At 63.1% G+C, this 16,950-nt stretch carries 19 protein-coding genes; 12 read left to right on the forward strand and 7 right to left on the reverse strand.

Features of this window, described 5'->3' with window-relative positions; genetic code table 11:
• Positions 1-32: 32 nt before the first annotated feature.
• A complete protein-coding gene (gene tdh / locus LB556_RS10285) occupies positions 33-1,067 on the forward strand; it encodes an L-threonine 3-dehydrogenase (protein WP_224566637.1) in 1,035 nt (344 codons plus the stop codon).
• A gap of 22 nt (positions 1,068-1,089) precedes the next feature.
• On the opposite strand, the gene LB556_RS10290 is transcribed toward tdh, so the two are convergent.
• Entirely contained in the window at positions 1,090-1,539 is a 450-nt protein-coding gene (locus LB556_RS10290) for a MarR family winged helix-turn-helix transcriptional regulator (RefSeq protein WP_224566638.1), read from the reverse strand.
• 85 nt (positions 1,540-1,624) lie between these two features.
• On the opposite strand from LB556_RS10290, the gene hmgA reads away from it, so the two are divergent.
• Genes hmgA through LB556_RS10310 form a run of 4 tightly spaced genes read left to right on the forward strand, consistent with a single transcriptional unit; the run spans position 1,625 to position 5,407 of the window.
• Positions 1,625-2,938 carry a homogentisate 1,2-dioxygenase gene (hmgA, locus tag LB556_RS10295; RefSeq protein WP_224566639.1) on the forward strand — a complete coding sequence of 438 codons (1,314 nt, stop codon included), beginning with the start codon at positions 1,625-1,627 and terminating at the stop codon, positions 2,936-2,938.
• An 11-nt stretch (positions 2,939-2,949) separates the two neighbouring features.
• Complete coding sequence (locus LB556_RS10300; protein ID WP_224566762.1) at positions 2,950-3,837, forward strand: MBL fold metallo-hydrolase; 888 nt, start codon at positions 2,950-2,952, stop codon at positions 3,835-3,837.
• Entirely contained in the window at positions 3,834-4,847 is a 1,014-nt protein-coding gene (locus LB556_RS10305) for a fumarylacetoacetate hydrolase family protein (protein WP_224566640.1), read from the forward strand. The genes LB556_RS10300 and LB556_RS10305 overlap by 4 nt, the downstream gene beginning before the upstream one ends.
• Positions 4,848-4,870: 23 nt before the next feature.
• The gene (locus LB556_RS10310) at positions 4,871-5,407 is read left to right on the forward strand and encodes a DinB family protein (protein WP_224566641.1); all 537 of its coding nucleotides are present in this window, start codon (positions 4,871-4,873) and stop codon (positions 5,405-5,407) included.
• 5 nt (positions 5,408-5,412) lie between these two features.
• On the opposite strand, the gene LB556_RS10315 is transcribed toward LB556_RS10310, so the two are convergent.
• The 3 genes from LB556_RS10315 to hppD form a co-directional block, all read right to left on the reverse strand.
• On the reverse strand, positions 5,413-5,787 hold the full coding sequence (locus LB556_RS10315) for a type II toxin-antitoxin system VapC family toxin (RefSeq protein WP_224566643.1): 375 nt from the start codon (positions 5,785-5,787) through the stop codon (positions 5,413-5,415).
• The gene (locus tag LB556_RS10320; protein ID WP_224566645.1) at positions 5,784-6,011 is read right to left on the reverse strand and encodes a type II toxin-antitoxin system Phd/YefM family antitoxin; all 228 of its coding nucleotides are present in this window, start codon (positions 6,009-6,011) and stop codon (positions 5,784-5,786) included. The genes LB556_RS10315 and LB556_RS10320 overlap by 4 nt, the downstream gene beginning before the upstream one ends.
• A gap of 67 nt (positions 6,012-6,078) precedes the next feature.
• Positions 6,079-7,191 carry a 4-hydroxyphenylpyruvate dioxygenase gene (hppD, locus tag LB556_RS10325; protein ID WP_224566647.1) on the reverse strand — a complete coding sequence of 371 codons (1,113 nt, stop codon included), beginning with the start codon at positions 7,189-7,191 and terminating at the stop codon, positions 6,079-6,081.
• A 138-nt stretch (positions 7,192-7,329) separates the two neighbouring features.
• Here hppD and LB556_RS10330 point away from each other — a divergent pair, with 138 nt between their 5' ends.
• The gene (locus tag LB556_RS10330; protein ID WP_224566764.1) at positions 7,330-7,797 is read left to right on the forward strand and encodes an Lrp/AsnC family transcriptional regulator; all 468 of its coding nucleotides are present in this window, start codon (positions 7,330-7,332) and stop codon (positions 7,795-7,797) included.
• Here LB556_RS10330 and LB556_RS10335 read toward each other — a convergent pair.
• Positions 7,794-8,132 (reverse strand): TIGR01244 family sulfur transferase, encoded by a 339-nt coding sequence (locus tag LB556_RS10335; protein ID WP_224566649.1) that lies wholly within the window; start codon positions 8,130-8,132, stop codon positions 7,794-7,796. The genes LB556_RS10330 and LB556_RS10335 overlap by 4 nt on opposite strands.
• A 323-nt stretch (positions 8,133-8,455) precedes the next feature.
• Here LB556_RS10335 and LB556_RS10340 point away from each other — a divergent pair, with 323 nt between their 5' ends.
• Positions 8,456-8,800: a RidA family protein gene (locus LB556_RS10340; RefSeq protein ID WP_224566651.1), complete on the forward strand. Its 345-nt coding sequence runs from the start codon at positions 8,456-8,458 to the stop codon at positions 8,798-8,800.
• A gap of 41 nt (positions 8,801-8,841) precedes the next feature.
• Here LB556_RS10340 and hutC read toward each other — a convergent pair whose 3' ends face one another.
• Together hutC and LB556_RS10350 are read right to left on the reverse strand one after the other, a co-directional pair.
• On the reverse strand, positions 8,842-9,582 hold the full coding sequence (gene hutC, locus LB556_RS10345) for a histidine utilization repressor (RefSeq protein WP_224566653.1): 741 nt from the start codon (positions 9,580-9,582) through the stop codon (positions 8,842-8,844).
• 11 nt (positions 9,583-9,593) lie between these two features.
• The gene (locus LB556_RS10350) at positions 9,594-10,949 is read right to left on the reverse strand and encodes a formimidoylglutamate deiminase (RefSeq protein ID WP_224566655.1); all 1,356 of its coding nucleotides are present in this window, start codon (positions 10,947-10,949) and stop codon (positions 9,594-9,596) included.
• Positions 10,950-11,047: 98 nt separating this feature from the next.
• On the opposite strand from LB556_RS10350, the gene hutI reads away from it, so the two are divergent.
• From hutI to LB556_RS10375, 5 genes are read left to right on the forward strand one after another with little or no spacing between them, the layout of a single operon-like run.
• Positions 11,048-12,280 carry an imidazolonepropionase gene (gene hutI, locus LB556_RS10355; protein WP_224566657.1) on the forward strand — a complete coding sequence of 411 codons (1,233 nt, stop codon included), beginning with the start codon at positions 11,048-11,050 and terminating at the stop codon, positions 12,278-12,280.
• On the forward strand, positions 12,277-13,818 hold the full coding sequence (hutH, locus tag LB556_RS10360) for a histidine ammonia-lyase (RefSeq protein ID WP_224566659.1): 1,542 nt from the start codon (positions 12,277-12,279) through the stop codon (positions 13,816-13,818). The genes hutI and hutH overlap by 4 nt, the downstream gene beginning before the upstream one ends.
• On the forward strand, positions 13,818-14,636 hold the full coding sequence (gene hutG, locus LB556_RS10365) for an N-formylglutamate deformylase (protein ID WP_224566766.1): 819 nt from the start codon (positions 13,818-13,820) through the stop codon (positions 14,634-14,636). Before hutH ends, hutG begins: the two co-directional genes overlap by 1 nt.
• A gap of 23 nt (positions 14,637-14,659) precedes the next feature.
• Positions 14,660-16,333 carry a urocanate hydratase gene (gene hutU, locus LB556_RS10370; protein WP_224566661.1) on the forward strand — a complete coding sequence of 558 codons (1,674 nt, stop codon included), beginning with the start codon at positions 14,660-14,662 and terminating at the stop codon, positions 16,331-16,333.
• An 11-nt stretch (positions 16,334-16,344) separates the two neighbouring features.
• Positions 16,345-16,923 carry a HutD family protein gene (locus LB556_RS10375; RefSeq protein WP_224566663.1) on the forward strand — a complete coding sequence of 193 codons (579 nt, stop codon included), beginning with the start codon at positions 16,345-16,347 and terminating at the stop codon, positions 16,921-16,923.
• The last annotated feature ends 27 nt before the right edge of the window (positions 16,924-16,950 follow it).

Genomic DNA, 16,950 nt, shown 5'->3' on the forward strand with positions numbered 1-16,950 from the left:
ATTCCGGATCAAGAGATTCAAGGGACAAAAGAATGTCGAACATGATGAAGGCGCTGGTGAAGGCCAAGGCCGAGCCGGGCATCTGGATGGAAGAGGTGCCGGTGCCGGAGATCGGCCCCAACGACGTGCTGATCAAGGTCAAGAAGACCGCGATCTGCGGCACCGACGTGCATATCTACAATTGGGACCAGTGGGCGCAAAAGACGGTGCCGGTGCCGATGGTCACCGGCCATGAATTCGTCGGCACCGTCGCCGATTTCGGCGCTGCGGTCACCGAATACAAGGTTGGCCAGCGCGTGTCGGGCGAGGGCCACATCGTCTGCGGCCATTGCCGCAATTGCCGTGCGGGCAGGGGACATCTGTGCCGCAACACGCTGGGCGTCGGCGTCAACCGTCCCGGCGCTTTCGGCGAGTATCTGGCGATCCCGCAGCACAACGTCGTGCCAATTCCCGACGATGTTCCGGACGAGATCGCCGCTATCTTCGATCCCCTGGGCAATGCCGTCCACACCGCCTTGTCCTTCGACCTTGTCGGCGAGGACGTGCTGGTCACCGGCGCCGGGCCGATCGGCATCATGGGCGCGCTGGTGGCGCAGTGCGTCGGCGCCCGCAAGGTTGTCATCACCGACATCAATCCGGTGCGGCTGGCGCTGGCGAAAAAGCTCGGCGTCCAGCATGTCGTCGACGCCTCGAAGGAAAAGCTGCGCGATGTCATGCCGGCGCTCGGCATGACCGAGGGGTTTGACGTCGGGCTGGAAATGTCAGGCGCCGCGCCCGCCTTCCGTGACATGATCGACACCATGAACAATGGCGGCAAGATCGCCATCCTCGGCATCGCGCCGACCGGCTTCGAGATCGACTGGAACAAGGTCATCTTCAAGATGCTGCACCTGAAGGGCATCTACGGTCGCGAGATGTTCGAGACCTGGTACAAGATGATCGCGTTGGTACAGGGTCCGCTGGATGTAACCGGGCTGATCACGCACCGCATAGGTATCGACGATTTCCAGGTCGGGTTTGACGCGATGCGAAGCGGCAGTTCCGGCAAGGTGGTGATGGACTGGTAGCCATCCTTTGAGCGCTGTCCCGCTAAGGTCCATTCTTATCCGACGTCAAACCACTCTCCAGCGCAGCCAATCCGCGAGCAATCGACCCGCGCTCGCCGACACTCAGCTTTGCCAGCAATTCCCTTTCAAAAGCCTTGGCCAGCGGCACCATCTCGCGATAGGCAGCAAGCCCGGCCTTGGTCAGCGTCAGGTGCTCGACGCGGCGGTCGTCCTCGTCGGGAGTTCGCACCAGCCAGCGGCGGCGTTCCAACTCGGCCACCGCCCGCGAAACCTTGGTCTTGTGCATGGCCGATTGTTCGCCAAGCGCGGTTGCGGTCATGGTGCCCCGCTGCCCCAATCCCGATAACGTGCGCCATTCGGGCCGGGTCAGGCCATGGCGATCCTTATAGACCTTGGAGAATTCGCGGCTGACGGCATCGGCAAGCCGGTAGAGCCGGTAGGGCAGAAAGCTTTCGAGTTCGAGAATGTCCATTGTCCGCATCCGGAAGACGGGCGATTGATAGTTACATTTTCGATGGCTACAAATGAAACCAGTTTGGTCAATCCGGGAGGACGCGATGGCCTTTTCTTACATGCCAGGTTTCGGCAACGATTTTGAGACCGAGACGCTGCCCGGTTCCCTGCCGCAGGGGCGCAACTCACCGCAGCGGCCGGCCTACGGCCTCTATGCCGAACAGCTTTCCGGTTCGCCCTTCACCGCGCCGCGCGGCACCAATGAACGCTCCTGGCTCTATCGCATCCGGCCGAGCGTCAAACACACGGGCCGGTTCAAGGCGGCAAACTATCCTCTGTGGAAGACCGCACCCAATGTCGGCGATCATGAACTGGCGCTCGGGCAGTACCGTTGGAATCCGGTGCCGATGCCGAAGGAGCCGACCGATTTCATCCAGGGCATGCGCTCGATTACCACGGCCGGCGACGTGCTTGGACAGACCGGCATGGCAGCCCATGTCTATGTCGCCAACATATCGATGGCTGATGATCATTTCTTCAATGCCGACGGTGAATTGCTTGTGGTGCCGCAGGTCGGCAGCTTGCGCTTCGTCACAGAGATGGGCGTCATCGAGCTTCGGCCAGGTGAGATTGCCGTGCTGCCGCGCGGCCTCGTCTTCAAGGTCGAACTGGTCGACGCCGAGGTGCGCGGCTATGTCTGCGAGAACTACGGCGCCAAGCTGACGCTGCCTGACCGCGGCCCGATCGGCGCCAATTGCCTGGCCAATCCGCGTGATTTCAAGACGCCCTGCGCCTGGTTCGAGGAGAAGGAAACGCCGTGCCGGCTGATCGTCAAATGGTGCGGCAACTTCCACGTCACCGAGATCGGCCATTCGCCGCTCGACGTTGTCGCCTGGCATGGCAACTACGCGCCCTATAAATATGATCTGGCGACCTTTTCGCCCGTCGGCGCGCTGCTGTTCGATCATCCGGACCCGTCGATCTTCACTGTGCTGACGGCGCCGAGCGGCGAGGAAGGCACGGCCAACATCGACTTCGTCATCTTCCCGCCCCGCTGGCTGGTGGCCGAGGATACGTTCCGGCCGCCCTGGTATCATCGCAACATCATGAGCGAGTTCATGGGCCTGATCCACGGGCAGTACGATGCCAAGGAGGAAGGCTTCGTGCCCGGTGGCATCAGCCTGCACAATCTGATGCTGGCCCACGGGCCGGACGCGCCTGGCTTCGAAAAGGCCTCGCGCGCGGACTTGAAACCGGTCAAGCTCGACAACACCATGGCCTTCATGTTCGAGACCCGCTTTCCGCAGATGCTGACCCGCTTCGGCGCCGAACTGGAAACCCGGCAGGACAATTACATCGATTGCTGGGCCGACCTGAAGAAACGCTTCAACGGCACCCCAGAGGGCGACTGGTCTTGACGGGCGAACCAATGCCGGATCGGCTGGTGTTGCTGGGCTCGAAAGGCGGGCCGGCGCTGCGGCCCGGCGGGCCATGGCCGAGTTCGTCGCTGCTCGAGATCGATGGGCGGACGATTGTTGTGGATTGCGGGCTCGGCGTGACGCGCGGTCTGGTCGATGCAGGTGTCAGCCTGAAGGCGCTCGACCTGATCTTCATCACGCATTTGCATTCCGACCACGTGCTGGAACTGGGTCCCCTGATCCACACCGCCTGGACGGCGGGGCTGGCGACGCCGGTCACCGTGTTCGGCCCGCCCGGGGTCGGCCACTACTGGCGGCGCTTTTGTCAGGCGATGGAGTTCGACATCGAGATACGCATCGTCGACGAGGGCCGGCCCGATATTCGCGAGCTGGTTTCGGTCGACGAATTCGGCGAAGGCGATGTGGTCGAGCAGCGCGGCCTGAAGGTGACGGCGCTGCGTGTCGATCATCCGCCGGTGACCGACTGCTTTGCCCTGCGTTTCGAGCATGGCGGCAAGAGCGTGGTGTTCTCGGCCGACACGGCCTTCTTTCCACCGCTCGCCGATTTCGCCGAAGGTGCCGATATCCTCGTCCATGAAGCCATGCTGGAAGAAGGCATCGAGCGGCTGGTTGCCAGGACCGGTAATGGCGCGCGGCTGAAGGAACATCTGCTCGCCAGCCACAGCTTTGCCGAAGAGGCCGGACGCACCGCCAGCGATGCCGGCGTGAAGCGGCTGGTGCTCAACCATCTCATTCCAGCCGACGACGCCGGGATCGGCGAAGCGGACTGGGTCGCCGCTGTCAGGAAAACATGGGCAGGCGACTTGACGATCGCCCGCGACGGCCTTGTTGTGAAATTAAGCGGCGGGAAAGCCGCACAAGGAGAGGGAACCGCATGAAGCTTGCCACACTGAAGGACGGAACGCGCGACGGGAAACTCGTCGTCGTGTCGCGCGACCTGACGCAATACACCGACGCCTCGTTTCTGGCGCGCACGCTGCAGGCGGCACTCGACGACTGGCGCAGGATTTCGCCGCATCTCACGACAATCGCGGAATCGCTGGAGAACAATGCCATGCCGGCGGCCCGCTTTCACGAGCACGACGCGCATTCGCCGCTGCCGCGCGCCTTTCAATGGGCCGACGGATCGGCCTATGTGAATCATGTCGAGCTGGTGCGGAAAGCGCGTGGCGCCGAGATGCCGGCGAGCTTCTGGACCGACCCGCTGATCTACCAGGGAGGCTCGGATTCCTTCGTCGCACCACGCGATCCGATCCGCATGGCTGACGAAGCTTACGGCATCGACATGGAGGCGGAAGTGGCCGTCATCGTCGACGATGTGCCGATGGGCGCCAGCCTCGACGAGGCGCGCGCCGCGATCCGGCTGATCGTGCTGGTCAACGACGTCACCTTGCGCGCGCTGACTGGATCGGAACTGGCCAAGGGCTTCGGCTTCTTCCAGTCGAAACCGTCCTCCGCCTTCTCTCCGGTCGCCGTGACTCCGGATGAGCTGGGCGACGCCTGGGACGGCGGCAAGGTCGACCTGCCCCTGCTTGCGGATATCAACGGCAAGCCGTTCGGCCGTGCCAATGCCGGCGTCGACATGACCTTCGATTTCCCGGCGCTGATCGTGCATGCCGCCCGGACAAGGCCACTGGTATCAGGCACCATTATCGGCTCGGGCACCGTATCCAACAAGCTCGACGGCGGGCCAGGCAAGCCCATCTCGGCGGGCGGCGCTGGCTATTCCTGCATTGCAGAACTGCGCATGATCGAGACCATCGAGAGCGGTGAGCCGAAAACGCCGTTCCTGCGCTTCGGCGACACGGTACGCATCGAGATGAAGGACAAGGCCGGGCATTCGATCTTCGGCGCCATCGAGCAGGAGGTCGAGAAGTACGAGGGATAGTTACGAGAGGTTGAGGCTCATTGATGAACCTTCTGAATCACCTGCGCCGCATGGCCGGCAACAATCTTTGGTCGAACGACCGGCTCTATCGCGCCGTACTGTCACTCCAGCCAGGCGAATTCGAGGCTCAACGAACCAGCTTCTTTCCGTCGATCAAGGAGACGCTCAACCACATACTGGCGGTCGACCGTCTCTATCTCGATTTCCTGGAAGAAGGCGGCGTAGGGGCCGCAGCCTACGACGATTTCGTGCCGTTCGAGGATCCCGCGAAATTAGCGGCGGCGCAGGCCGATTTCGATCGCAGGCTCATTGCTTTCTGTGATGGGTTGTCGGAGGTCGATCTCGACCGCCGTGTCATCACCGACCGGCGCGAGGACGGCATCATCCCGGAAAAGATTGGCAACATCCTCGCCCATGTCTTCCTGCACGACATCCATCATCGCGGCCAGGTACATGCCATGTTGTCCGGAACCTCGGTCGCGCCGCCGCAGCTCGACGAGTTCCTGCTCGATTACGATGCGAAGCTGAGGGAAAAAGAGGTCGAGCGGCTGGGGTTGTGAATCGATCAGGCCATCGCGACGTCATAGGCTGAAAAATGACGATCCGAGGAGACCAATGTCAGGCCCTCGATTTGAGCTTGTGCGATGAGCAGACGATCAAAGGGATCGCGATGATGAAGCGGCAGATGCTCCAGTCTCGCTGCGTGTAATTCATTCACGCTGAGAATTGGAATCCCGTTCGATCGCAAGATCTCCACGACGTCGCTATTGAGCGCGATCTTGCCAAGCGATTTTTTAATGGCGATTTCCGCCACGGAGACGGCACTGACGATCACCTCCTCACCAGCAAGAAAGATGTCGCGATGGCGATCGGAAAGACGTGAATCCGCGTTGAGTACCCAAAGCAGAATATGGGTATCAACCAGATATTTGCGGCTCATTTAATGTACTCGTCCCATTCGGGACCGAGTTCATCAAAATCGTCCGATATCCGAATTTTGCCTTTCAGCGCTCCAAACAAGCCTTTACTCCCGCCAGCCCGGGCGGGAGCACTCAAGGTTGCGACTATCTCCCCGTGCCGTGTCAGATGGATCTCCTCACCGGCCTGTGCACGCTTCACCAACTCGGAGAGTTGAGCCTTCGCTTTCGCCATCGGAATGTTCATGCCAAACCTCTTATGACCAGAATTTAGGTCATAACTGGTCAGGCCGCAAGCAAGAGGAACCGAAAAACTACTCTGCCGCCTCTATCTTGATCACGCCGCGCTTGATCTGGTCCTGCTCGATCGACTCGAACAGGGCGCGGAAATTGCCTTCGCCAAAGCCTTCGTCGCCCTTGCGCTGGATGAACTCGAAGAAGATCGGCCCGATCACGGTCTTCGAGAAGATCTGCAGCAGGATCTTGGTCATGCCGCCGTCGACCACGCCTTCGCCGTCGATCAGGATGCCGTGCTTCTTCATGCGCTCGATCGGCTCGTCATGGCCGTTCACGCGGTCATAGGACATGTCGTAATAGGTGTCGGGCGGGCCGGGCATGAACTTCAGCCCGTTGGCGGCAAGCTTGTCGGTGGCCTCGTAGATCTCGTCCGTGCCGACGGCGATGTGCTGGATGCCTTCGCCATTGTACTTCTTCAGATACTCGGCGATCTGACTGGTCTCGTCCTTGGATTCGTTGAGCGGAATGCGGATCTTGCCGCAGGGCGAGGTGATGGCGCGGCTGACCAGGCCGGTGATCTTGCCGTCAATGTCGAAGAAATGGATCTGCTTGAAGCCGAACAGATTGCGGTAGAAATCCCACCATTTGTCCATCTGGCCGCGATAGACATTGTGAGTCAGGTGGTCGAGGAAATAGAAGCCGACGCCCTGCGGCCGCGGGTCGCGCGCACCGAGCCATTCGAACTCGGCGTCATAGGCCGAGCCCTTCTTGCCATAGGCGTCGATGAAATAGAGCAGCGAGCCGCCGATGCCGACGATGGCCGGCACGTCGAGCGCCTTGTCGTCGCCTTCGTAAGGCGTGGCGCCCTTCGAAACGGCGTGCTCGAAGGCATGCTTGGCATCGACCACCCGCCAGGCCATCGAGGCAGCGCAAGGGCCATGCTTTTCGGCGAACTTCATCGCATGCGAGCCGGGCTCGGCATTGACGACATAGTTGATGTCACCCTGGCGCCAGACAGTGATGTCTTTGGTGCGATGCCTGGCTACCGCGACATAACCCATGCGGGTGAACAGCTCCGCCAGCTTCTGTGGCTCCGGATGCGCGAACTCCACGAACTCGAAGCCATCGGTGCCGGCCGGGTTGTCCTTGCTGATCGTGGCGGGCGGGGCGTCGTGCGGGAAGGGACCCATGATATTCCTCCGAAAGCTGCATGACCTGAAAAGGCCCATTTAACGCCATCATAGCGCGGAGCCGGCGCACGGTGCTTGCATTCAAACGCTTCAAATGATGATGTCATGCGCGAAACATGCATGACGAGGGCCACAGCCATGGATAGCGAGCGCATTGATCAATTTGACCGCAAGATAATGGCGCTCCTGCAGGGCGACGCGCGGCTGACCAACAACGATCTCTCGGGACGGGTGAACCTGTCGGCGTCGCAATGTTCGCGCCGGCGCCAGCGGCTGGAGGAAGACGGTTATATCAAGGGCTATCGGGCGGTGCTCGACCGCGACAGGCTGGGCTTCTCGCTGGTCAACGTCATCTCGGTAACGCTTGCCACCCACAATCGCGACAATGCAAGGCGCTTTGGCGAGCTGGTGGCACGGCTGCCCGAAGTGCAGGAGGCACACGCGCTCACTGGCGAGATGGATTACATCCTGAAGGTGGTGACGCCCGATCTGAAGTCACTGTCGGAATTCGTCAACGGCGTACTCTTGCCGCACGAATCCGTGCAGCATGTGAAGACGGCGATTGTGCTGGAAACGCTGAAGGAAACCGGCGCGCTGCCGATCTAGCCCTTCGACTGCTGGATCAGTCCATACAGGTTGGTGCAGCGCGCGCCGGAGCGGCAATAGGCGAACACCGGCCCTTCGAGCTCATCCAGCGCTTTGGCTTGGTCCTCGACATTGTCCATGGTGATCTGGCCGCTGATCACCGGGATGTAGCGGAACGCAAGCCCGGCCCCTTCCGCCGCCGCCTTGAGCGTTTCCGCCGAAGGCTGGCCGGGCTGTTCGTCGTCCGGCCGGTTGCAGATCACGCTCTTGAAGCCGGCGGCCTTTATGGCGGTGACGTCTTCGGGCTGGATTTGCCCGGAGACCGAATAATCCTCGCTGATTTCGCGGTATTCCATGGCGGCATCCTCGCAATCTGGTTGTTGGAGAGTCTTGCCACTCCCCGACGTGGCCGGCAATCCGCGCCGACAGAAATCATTCGACGCAGATAGATGTTTCCGTCGAAGAATCCAACTCAAGCCGATCCGGACAGGAACCGATCGATTCGACATGGGTGGGTGCGATGAGGTCGTCATTACATTTGGACAAGCCAATCGGTGTGGAGTTGCAGCCCAAGGCTCAACTGCCTCCCTTCTGGTCCAAGGGGATTTGGCGCCGCGCCCTTGCCCACAGCCCACCGCGACTCTAAACAGGCGCGACCGTCACAATGAAGGAACTTCCCATGAGCATTCGTCGCATCGATGTTGGCCCGCGCATGAGCCAGATCGTCATCCACGGCAACACCGTCTATCTGGCTGGCCAGGTCGGCGAACCCGGCGGCAACGTCGCCTCGCAGACCCGCGACATCCTGGCGACCATCGACGAATTGCTGGCCAAGGCCGGCACCGACAAGACCAAGATTGTCCAGGCGATCATCTGGCTGGCCGACATGGGCACCTTCGCCGAGATGAATTCCGAGTGGGACAAGTGGGCGCCCCAGGGCCACACGCCCGCCCGCGCCACCGGCGAGGCAAAGCTCGCCGGCCCGGAATATCTGGTCGAAATTATTATTACGGCTGCTATTTGAGTCGTCGAACTGCCGATCTCCCCTCGCAAGGGGGAGATCACTCACCCCTGCGATGGCGTGAACCTTGCCACCAGCGTGTGGCTCTCCGCCGGATAGATGAAGCGCACATGGGTGACCGGGTGTTCGGCGCTCCAGGTGCGGCGTTCAACCACCAGGCAGGGTGCGCCGGGATCGATGTCGAGCGCGTCGGCGACGGTCTCGTCGGCGGCGACGGCTCTTATCCGGTGCTCGGCCTCGCTCCACGGCACGCGGCCGATAAGCCAAGGCCCGGCGGCGATTTCCAGAAATTCTTCGTCCCCGGCTTCCGAAACCGCCGAAAGATTGATCAGACGTTGCTCGAGTGCGAATGGCCGTTCGCCGGCAAAATGCAGGCCTTCGAGCCGTAGCACCGAACCCGCGGCGGACAGTCCGAGCAACGACCTGTCCTCCGCATTGCCGCGCCGCTTCAGCCGTTCCAGCCGCTCGTAGCGGTAGGGCAGGCCGAGCGCCTCGACCTCGACCCTGATGTCGTGAAGTTCCAGCACTGCCGCCTGCGATAGCGGCTGGCGGACGAAACTACCCGACCGCCGGCGCCGCTCGATCAAACCTGCCTTGGCTAACTGCGACAGAGCCTTGTTCACCGTCATGCGCGAGCATCTGTATTCGGCGGTCAGCTCATGTTCGAAGGGGATACGGTGTCCGGGCGCCCAGGCGCCGGACAGGATCTTTTCGCGGATGTCGGAAAGGATGCGCTGATGCAGCGAGACGGTCTCGCTGTCTTCCATGTCAGTCGGTTCAGCCATGCGCATCTAGGTCAACCCTCGGAAAGCGCCGTCATCACGCTGCGAAACCGTTCGGCGATCGCCTCGCGCTTGGCATGTCTGCCGCCGCTGACCTGTTTGTTGCCGTGCACCCAGACGCAGTCGACCTTGCTGCCATTGGCAAAAATCCAGGCGTCGAGGATTGCATCGCCGCTCTTGCCGACCAGCGAGGGGTTGCCGGCGTCGAGCGAGATGAGATCGGCGGATGAACCGGGCGCGATTTGCGATGCGCCGGCGCCAAGCGCGACACTGCCGCCGGCAAGTGCCGCGTCGAACAGGGCTCGCCCTGTGGAGCCGCCGGCCACGGCCAGCACATTGCGGGCGCGGTGCGCGAGGCGCTGCGAATATTCGAGCTGGCGCAATTCGTCGGGCAGCCCGATGAGCACGTTGGAATCGGAGCCGACGCCAAACCGACCGCCATGCTCCCTGAACAATGGTGCGGCAAAAGTGCCGTCGCCGAGATTGGCCTCCGTGATCGGGCAAAGGCCGGCGATGGCGCCGCTCTTGGCCATGCCGATGGTTTCGGCGTCGGTCATGTGGGTGGCATGGATCAGGCACCAGCGCTGGTCGACGGCGGCAGCCCCAAGCAGAAATTCAACCGGACGCGCGCCGGACCAGGCAAGGCAGTCCTCGACCTCCCTGACCTGCTCGGCGACATGGATGTGGATCGGCCCGTTTGGCGCCATGGCTGCAACTGCCGTGAGTTCCTCCGGCGTCGCGGCCCGCAGACTGTGCGGGGCAACGCCGACTATCGCTTGATTCAACCCGCGAACCGATTCGCGGCTTTTCTCAACAAGCCGGGCGAACCGATTCACATCGTTGATGAATCGCCTTTGGCCTTCGTTCGGAGCCGCGCCGCCAAAAGAGGAGTGCGCGTAAAACACCGGCAGCAGCGTCAGGCCGATCCCCGTTTCACCGGCGGCGGCGGCGATGCGCTCGGCCATCTCGGCGGGGTTGGCATAGGGCTTTCCGTCGCGGTCGTGGTGCAGATAGTGGAATTCGCCGACGCGCGAAAAACCGGCCTCCAGCATTTCGACATAGAGCTGCGCCGCCACAGCCTCGACCTGATCTGGTGTCATCGACAGCGCGAAGCGGTACATCACCTCTCGCCAGCTCCAAAAACTGTCGGCGGAGGGGCCGCGCAACTCGGCAAGCCCGGCCATGCCGCGCTGGAACGCATGGCTGTGCAGGTTGGGCATGCCGGGCAGAAGAATGGCATGGCGTTCGTCACCAGCTGACGCGGTGCTCCCAGGCTCCACGGCGGCAATGCGCCCGTCGGTGAAAGAGATCCGCACATTGCTGCGCCAGCCATTTGGAAGAAGCGCCTGTTCCGCAAAGATATCGGTCACTTTTCTCTCCGCTTTCCTGTCTCGCATGCGATGATGGCACTTGCAGTGTGTTTCAATATGTATATACATAATCGCCACCGATTGAAACGGAAAAGATCATGGCCGCAGAGAGTAAAAGCCGTGCAGGGGCCCTTCGCCTGTGGCGCAATGCGCGTCTGGCGACCATGGCCGAAAGTTCTGCCGGACTTGGTGTCGTCGAACGCGGCGCGGTCGCCGCGCATGACGGCCGCATTGTCTATGCCGGTGCGGAATCCGAGGTTCCCCCGGCCTTCGCCCAGGGCGAGATCATCGATTGCGAGGGCCGCTGGATCACGCCCGGCCTGATCGATTGCCACACTCATCTCGTCCATGCCGGCAACCGCGCCAACGAGTTCGAGATGCGGCTGGCTGGCGCAACTTATGAGGAGGTTGCCAGGGCCGGCGGTGGCATCGTCTCGTCGGTCAAGTCGCTGCGTGCGGCCAGCGAGGACGACCTGGTCGCTCAGGCGCTGCCGCGCCTGGATGCGTTGATGGCGGAAGGCGTCACCACCGTTGAAATAAAGTCGGGCTACGGTCTCGATCTCGACAATGAAAGGAAGTCGCTGCGCGCCGCGCGGCAGTTGGGCAACGAACGCCCGGTGACGGTCCGCACCACATGCCTCGCAGCCCACGCGCTACCGCCAGAAGCGAAGGGCGACAAGGACGCCTTCATCGATCTCGTCGCCAAAACGATCCTTCCCGGCGTCGCCGCCGAAGGCTTGGCCGATGCCGTCGACGGATTCTGCGAAGGCATCGCCTTTTCGCCCGAGCAGATGTCTCGCGTGTTCGACAAGGCCCGGGCGCTCGGCTTGCCTGTAAAACTCCACGCCGACCAACTGTCCAACCTGCACGGCGCTGAACTTGCCGCCCGCTATGGTGCCTTGTCGGCCGATCATCTCGAATACACCGACGAGGCGGGCGCGCTGGCGATGGCCAGGGCGGGGACCGTGGCGACGATCCTGCCCGGCGCCTACTACTTCATCCGCGAAACCAAGAAGCCGCCGATCGGCCTCTTCCGCCAGCATGGAGTGAGAATGGCGGTCGCCACGGACAACAATCCCGGCACCTCGCCGCTGACGTCGCTGCTTCTGACCATGAACATGGCGGCGACCCTGTTCGGCATGACGGTCGACGAATGTCTTGCCGGCGTTACCCGCGAAGCAGCGCGTGCGCTGGGCCTGCTCGACGGGACCGGCACGCTGGAAGTTGGAAAATCCGCCGATCTGGCGATCTGGGACATCGAGCGCCCCGCCGAACTCGTCTACCGCATGGGCTTCAACCCGCTTCATGCCCGTATCTGGAGAGGACAATGACCGAACTGACCCTGAAGCCCGGCGCCGCGACGCTGGCCGACTGGCGCGCCATCTACCGTGGCGCAGTGCCGAAACTCGATGATGCCTGCCGCCCAAGGATCAAGGCAAGCGCCGAAGCTGTCGCGCGCATCGTTGCCAAGGGCGAGCCGGTCTATGGCATCAACACCGGCTTCGGCAAGCTGGCCAGCGTCCGCATCCCAGCCGAGGACCTCGAGACCCTGCAGCGCAACATCGTTCTGTCGCACGCCGCGGGCGTCGGCGAGCCGATGCCTATTGCCGTTGCCCGGCTGATGATGGCGCTGAAACTGGCAAGCCTGGCGCAGGGCGCCTCCGGCGTGCGTCCACAAACCATCGAGTTGCTGGAAGCGATGCTCGCCAGTGACGTCATCCCGGTGGTGCCGGCACAAGGTTCCGTCGGCGCCTCGGGCGACCTTGCCCCGCTGTCGCACATGACGGCGGTGATGATCGGCGTCGGCGAATGCTTTACGCCGCATGGGCGTTTCCCGGCCAAGGTCGCCTTCGTCTCGCATGGGCTGGAGCCGGTCACATTGGGAGCCAAGGAGGGGCTCGCGCTGCTCAACGGCACGCAGTTTTCGACCGCCTATGCGCTGGCCGGCCTGTTCGAGGCTGAGGTGCTCTACCAGTCGGCGCTGGTGGCCGGCGCGCTGTCGACCGACGCGGCCAAGGGTTCCGACGCGCCTTTCGACCCACGCATTCATCTGTTGAGGAAGCACCGCGGCCAGATCGAGACGGCGGACGCGCTGCGCAATCTGATGGCCGGCAGCGCCATCCGTGAATCGCACCGCGTCGGCGACGAGCGCGTGCAGGATCCCTATTGCCTTCGTTGCCAGCCGCAAGTCATGGGCGCGGCGCTCGATGTCCTGCGCAAGGCCGCCGATACGCTCGAAACCGAAGCCAATGGCGTCACCGACAATCCGCTGATCTTCGCCGAGGACGACACCGCGCTTTCCGGCGGTAATTTCCACGCCGAGCCGGTGGCCTTCGCGGCCGACATGATCGCGCTTGCCGTCTGCGAGATCGGCTCGCTGTCGGAACGCCGCATCGCCATGCTGGTCGACCCCGCGCTTTCCGGCATGCCCGCCTTCCTGACGCCCAAGCCCGGTCTGAACTCCGGCTTCATGATCCCGCAGGTGACGGCGGCCGCCCTTGTTTCGGAAAACAAGCAGAAAGCCTATCCGGCCAGCGTCGATTCCATCCCGACCTCCGCCAACCAGGAAGACCACGTCTCGATGGCCGCGCATGGCGCGCGCCGCCTGATCGGCATGGTCGAGAATGCAACGGCCGTGATCGGCATCGAATTGCTGGCCGCGGCCCAAGGCTGCGATTTCCATCTGCCGCTGGCGTCGAGCGATGCGCTGGAGGCGGTGCGCAAGGTGGTCCGGGCCGAAGTTCCGCATCTCGACAATGACCGGCACTTCCACCCTGACATGGAGATGGCCATCGCCATGGTGCGCAGCGGCGCGACCGTCAAGGCTGCCGGCGCGGTGGTGCTGCCGTCGATCGCGGGAGTTGCATGATGGCCGCCGCTCCCTGGCTCACAGTCAGGCAAGGTACGGCGCCGCTGCTGGTGTCGATCCCGCATACCGGTATCGACCTCGCCGGCCTCGAAAACCGGCTTGTGTCGCCCTGGCTCGGTCGCCGTGACTGCGACTGGTGGATCGACAACCTCTATGATTTCGCCGACAGTCTCGGCGCGACCGTCGTGCACACCGCGATCTCGCGCACCGTCATCGACGTCAACCGCGATCCGTCCGGTGCTTCGCTCTACCCCGGCCAGGCGACGACCAGCCTGTGCCCGACCGAGACCTTCGATGGCGATCCGCTCTATCTTGAAGGTGAAGAGCCGGGACCGTCCGAGGTCGACGACCGCCGCGAAAAATTCTTTGTGCCTTATCATGCCGCCTTGCAGGCGGAGGCCGACCGCTTGCGGGGCCTGCACGAGAACATCGTCCTCTACGACTGCCACTCGATCCGCTCGGTCTTGCCGCGCTTGTTCGATGGCACGCTGCCGGTCTTCAATCTCGGCACGAATGACGGCAGCAGCGCAGACCCGACGCTGCAGGCGATGATCACCCAGATCATGGCCGAAACCGGCGAGACCTATGTCGTCAACGGCCGTTTCAAGGGCGGCTGGATCACGCGCCATTTCGGCCAGCCACAGGACGGAGTCCACGCGCTGCAGATGGAACTCTCCAACCGTGGCTATATGCGTGAGCCCGAAGGGAAGGGCACGCCGGACAACTGGCCGGTACCCTACGATGCCGCGTTCGCCGCGCCGATCCGAGCCACGCTGACGCAGATTCTCCAAACCGCCATTGACTGGGCAGGGCGCTGACGCGCCGCTCTTCGAAAGGGACAATGATGACCAATCCCCGCCACAATATCCGCGAAGTCCGCGCGCCGCGCGGCGACAAGCTCAATGCCCGGTATTGGACGACCGAAGCGCCGCTGCGCATGCTGATGAACAACCTTGATCCCGAGGTTGCCGAAAACCCCAGCGAGTTGGTCGTCTATGGCGGCATCGGCCGGGCGGCGCGCACCTGGAACGATTTCGACCAAATCGTCGCTTCGCTGGAGACGCTCGGCGAGGACGAAACGCTGCTGGTGCAGTCGGGCAAGCCGGTCGGCGTGTTCCGCACCCATCCCGACGCGCCGCGCGTGCTGATCGCCAACTCCAATCTGGTGCCGCACTGGGCGACCTGGGACAAATTCAACGAGCTCGATAAGAGGGGCCTGATGATGTACGGCCAGATGACGGCGGGGTCCTGGATCTACATCGGCACGCAAGGCATCGTGCAGGGCACCTACGAAACCTTCGTCGAGGCCGGCCGCCAGCATTATGGCGGCAATCTCAAAGGCAAATGGATCCTGACCGGCGGCCTCGGCGGCATGGGCGGCGCCCAGCCATTGGCCGCTGTCATGGCCGGCGCCTGCTGCCTGGCGATCGAATGCAATCCCGATTCGATCGATTTCCGCCTGCGCACCCGCTATGTCGACGAGAAGGCCGAGACGCTTGACGAGGCGATGGAGATGATCGAGCGCTGGACCAGGGCCGGCGAGGCGAAGTCGGTTGGCCTGCTCGGCAATGCGGCAGAGATCGTGCCCGAGATGTTCAGGCGCGGCATCCGCCCCGATATGGTCACCGACCAGACCTCGGCGCACGACCCCATCAACGGCTACCTGCCGAAGGGCTGGACGATGGCCGAGTGGCGGGAAAAGCGCGTCAGCGACCCGAAGGCTGTCGAGAAGGCGGCCCGCGCCTCCATGCGAGAGCATGTCGAGGCGATGGTGGCGTTCTGGAACGCCGGCGTGCCGACGCTCGACTATGGCAACAACATCCGCCAGGTCGCCAAGGACGAAGGTTTCGAGAACGCCTTTGCTTTCCCGGGCTTCGTTCCGGCTTATATCAGGCCGCTGTTCTGCAAGGGCATCGGCCCGTTCCGCTGGGCGGCACTCTCCGGCGATCCCGAGGATATCTACAAGACCGACGCCAAGGTGCGCGAACTCACCCCCGGCAACACCCATCTGCACAATTGGCTCGACATGGCGCGTAAGCGCATTTCGTTCCAGGGATTGCCGGCGCGCATCTGCTGGGTCGGTCTTGGCGACCGCCACCGGCTGGGGCTCGCGTTCAACGAAATGGTGGCCAAGGGCGAACTCAAGGCGCCCGTCGTCATCGGCCGCGATCATCTCGATTCCGGCTCGGTCGCCTCGCCGAACCGCGAGACGGAAGCGATGAAGGACGGTTCCGACGCCGTGTCCGACTGGCCGCTGCTCAACGCCCTTCTCAACACAGCTTCAGGCGCCACCTGGGTGTCGCTGCACCATGGCGGCGGCGTCGGCATGGGCTTTTCCCAGCATGCCGGCATGGTCATCGTCGCCGATGGCACGCCTGAGGCGGCAAGGCGGCTGGAGCGGGTGTTGTGGAACGATCCGGCGACCGGCGTCATGCGCCATGCCGATGCCGGCTACGACATCGCGATCGACTGCGCCAGGGAGCACCAGCTCAACCTGCCGGGCATTCTTGGATAGCGGCTGACGTCATGCGTCTCCTCCGTGCCACCGATTACCGCGTCATGCCGTGGAAGAACGGCGGCGGTACCACGACCGAGATCGCCGTCTCGCCCGATGGTGCCGGGCTCGACGATTTCGACTGGCGCGTCTCGATGGCCCGGGTCGAAAGCAGCGGGCCATTCTCCAGCTTTGTCGGCGTCGACCGCACGCTTTCGGTGCTGGAAGGCGAGGGTATCGTTCTTGATGTCGCCGGCCAGCGGCCGGAGCGGATGACAGTGGCTTCCAAGCCATTTTCCTTTCCAGCCGACCAGCCGACGAGTGCCGCGCTGATCGCCGGCCCGATCACCGATCTCAACGTCATGACCCGCCGAGGCCGCATGCTGCATTCGGTCGAGCGCCTGGAGCTTTCCCGCCCTGTGGGAATCGCGATCCGGCCCGGTTCCACACTCATTCTTTGTCACGACGGTGAAGCCGCTTTCCCCGAAGCCGGGCAAATTCGCCTCGGGCCTTTCGACACGCTTCTGGTCGGGTCGGAGGCCTCGGTCCTGCGGGTTGAGCCCGCTCGGAGCGCGACGCTGTTCGTGGTCCGGATAGCCACCTCGGCCTGACGCCTTCGCGCCAACGGTTACCGCCTG

Source organism: Mesorhizobium sp. ES1-4 (genome assembly GCF_020164745.1).
Classification (GTDB): domain Bacteria; phylum Pseudomonadota; class Alphaproteobacteria; order Rhizobiales; family Rhizobiaceae; genus Mesorhizobium.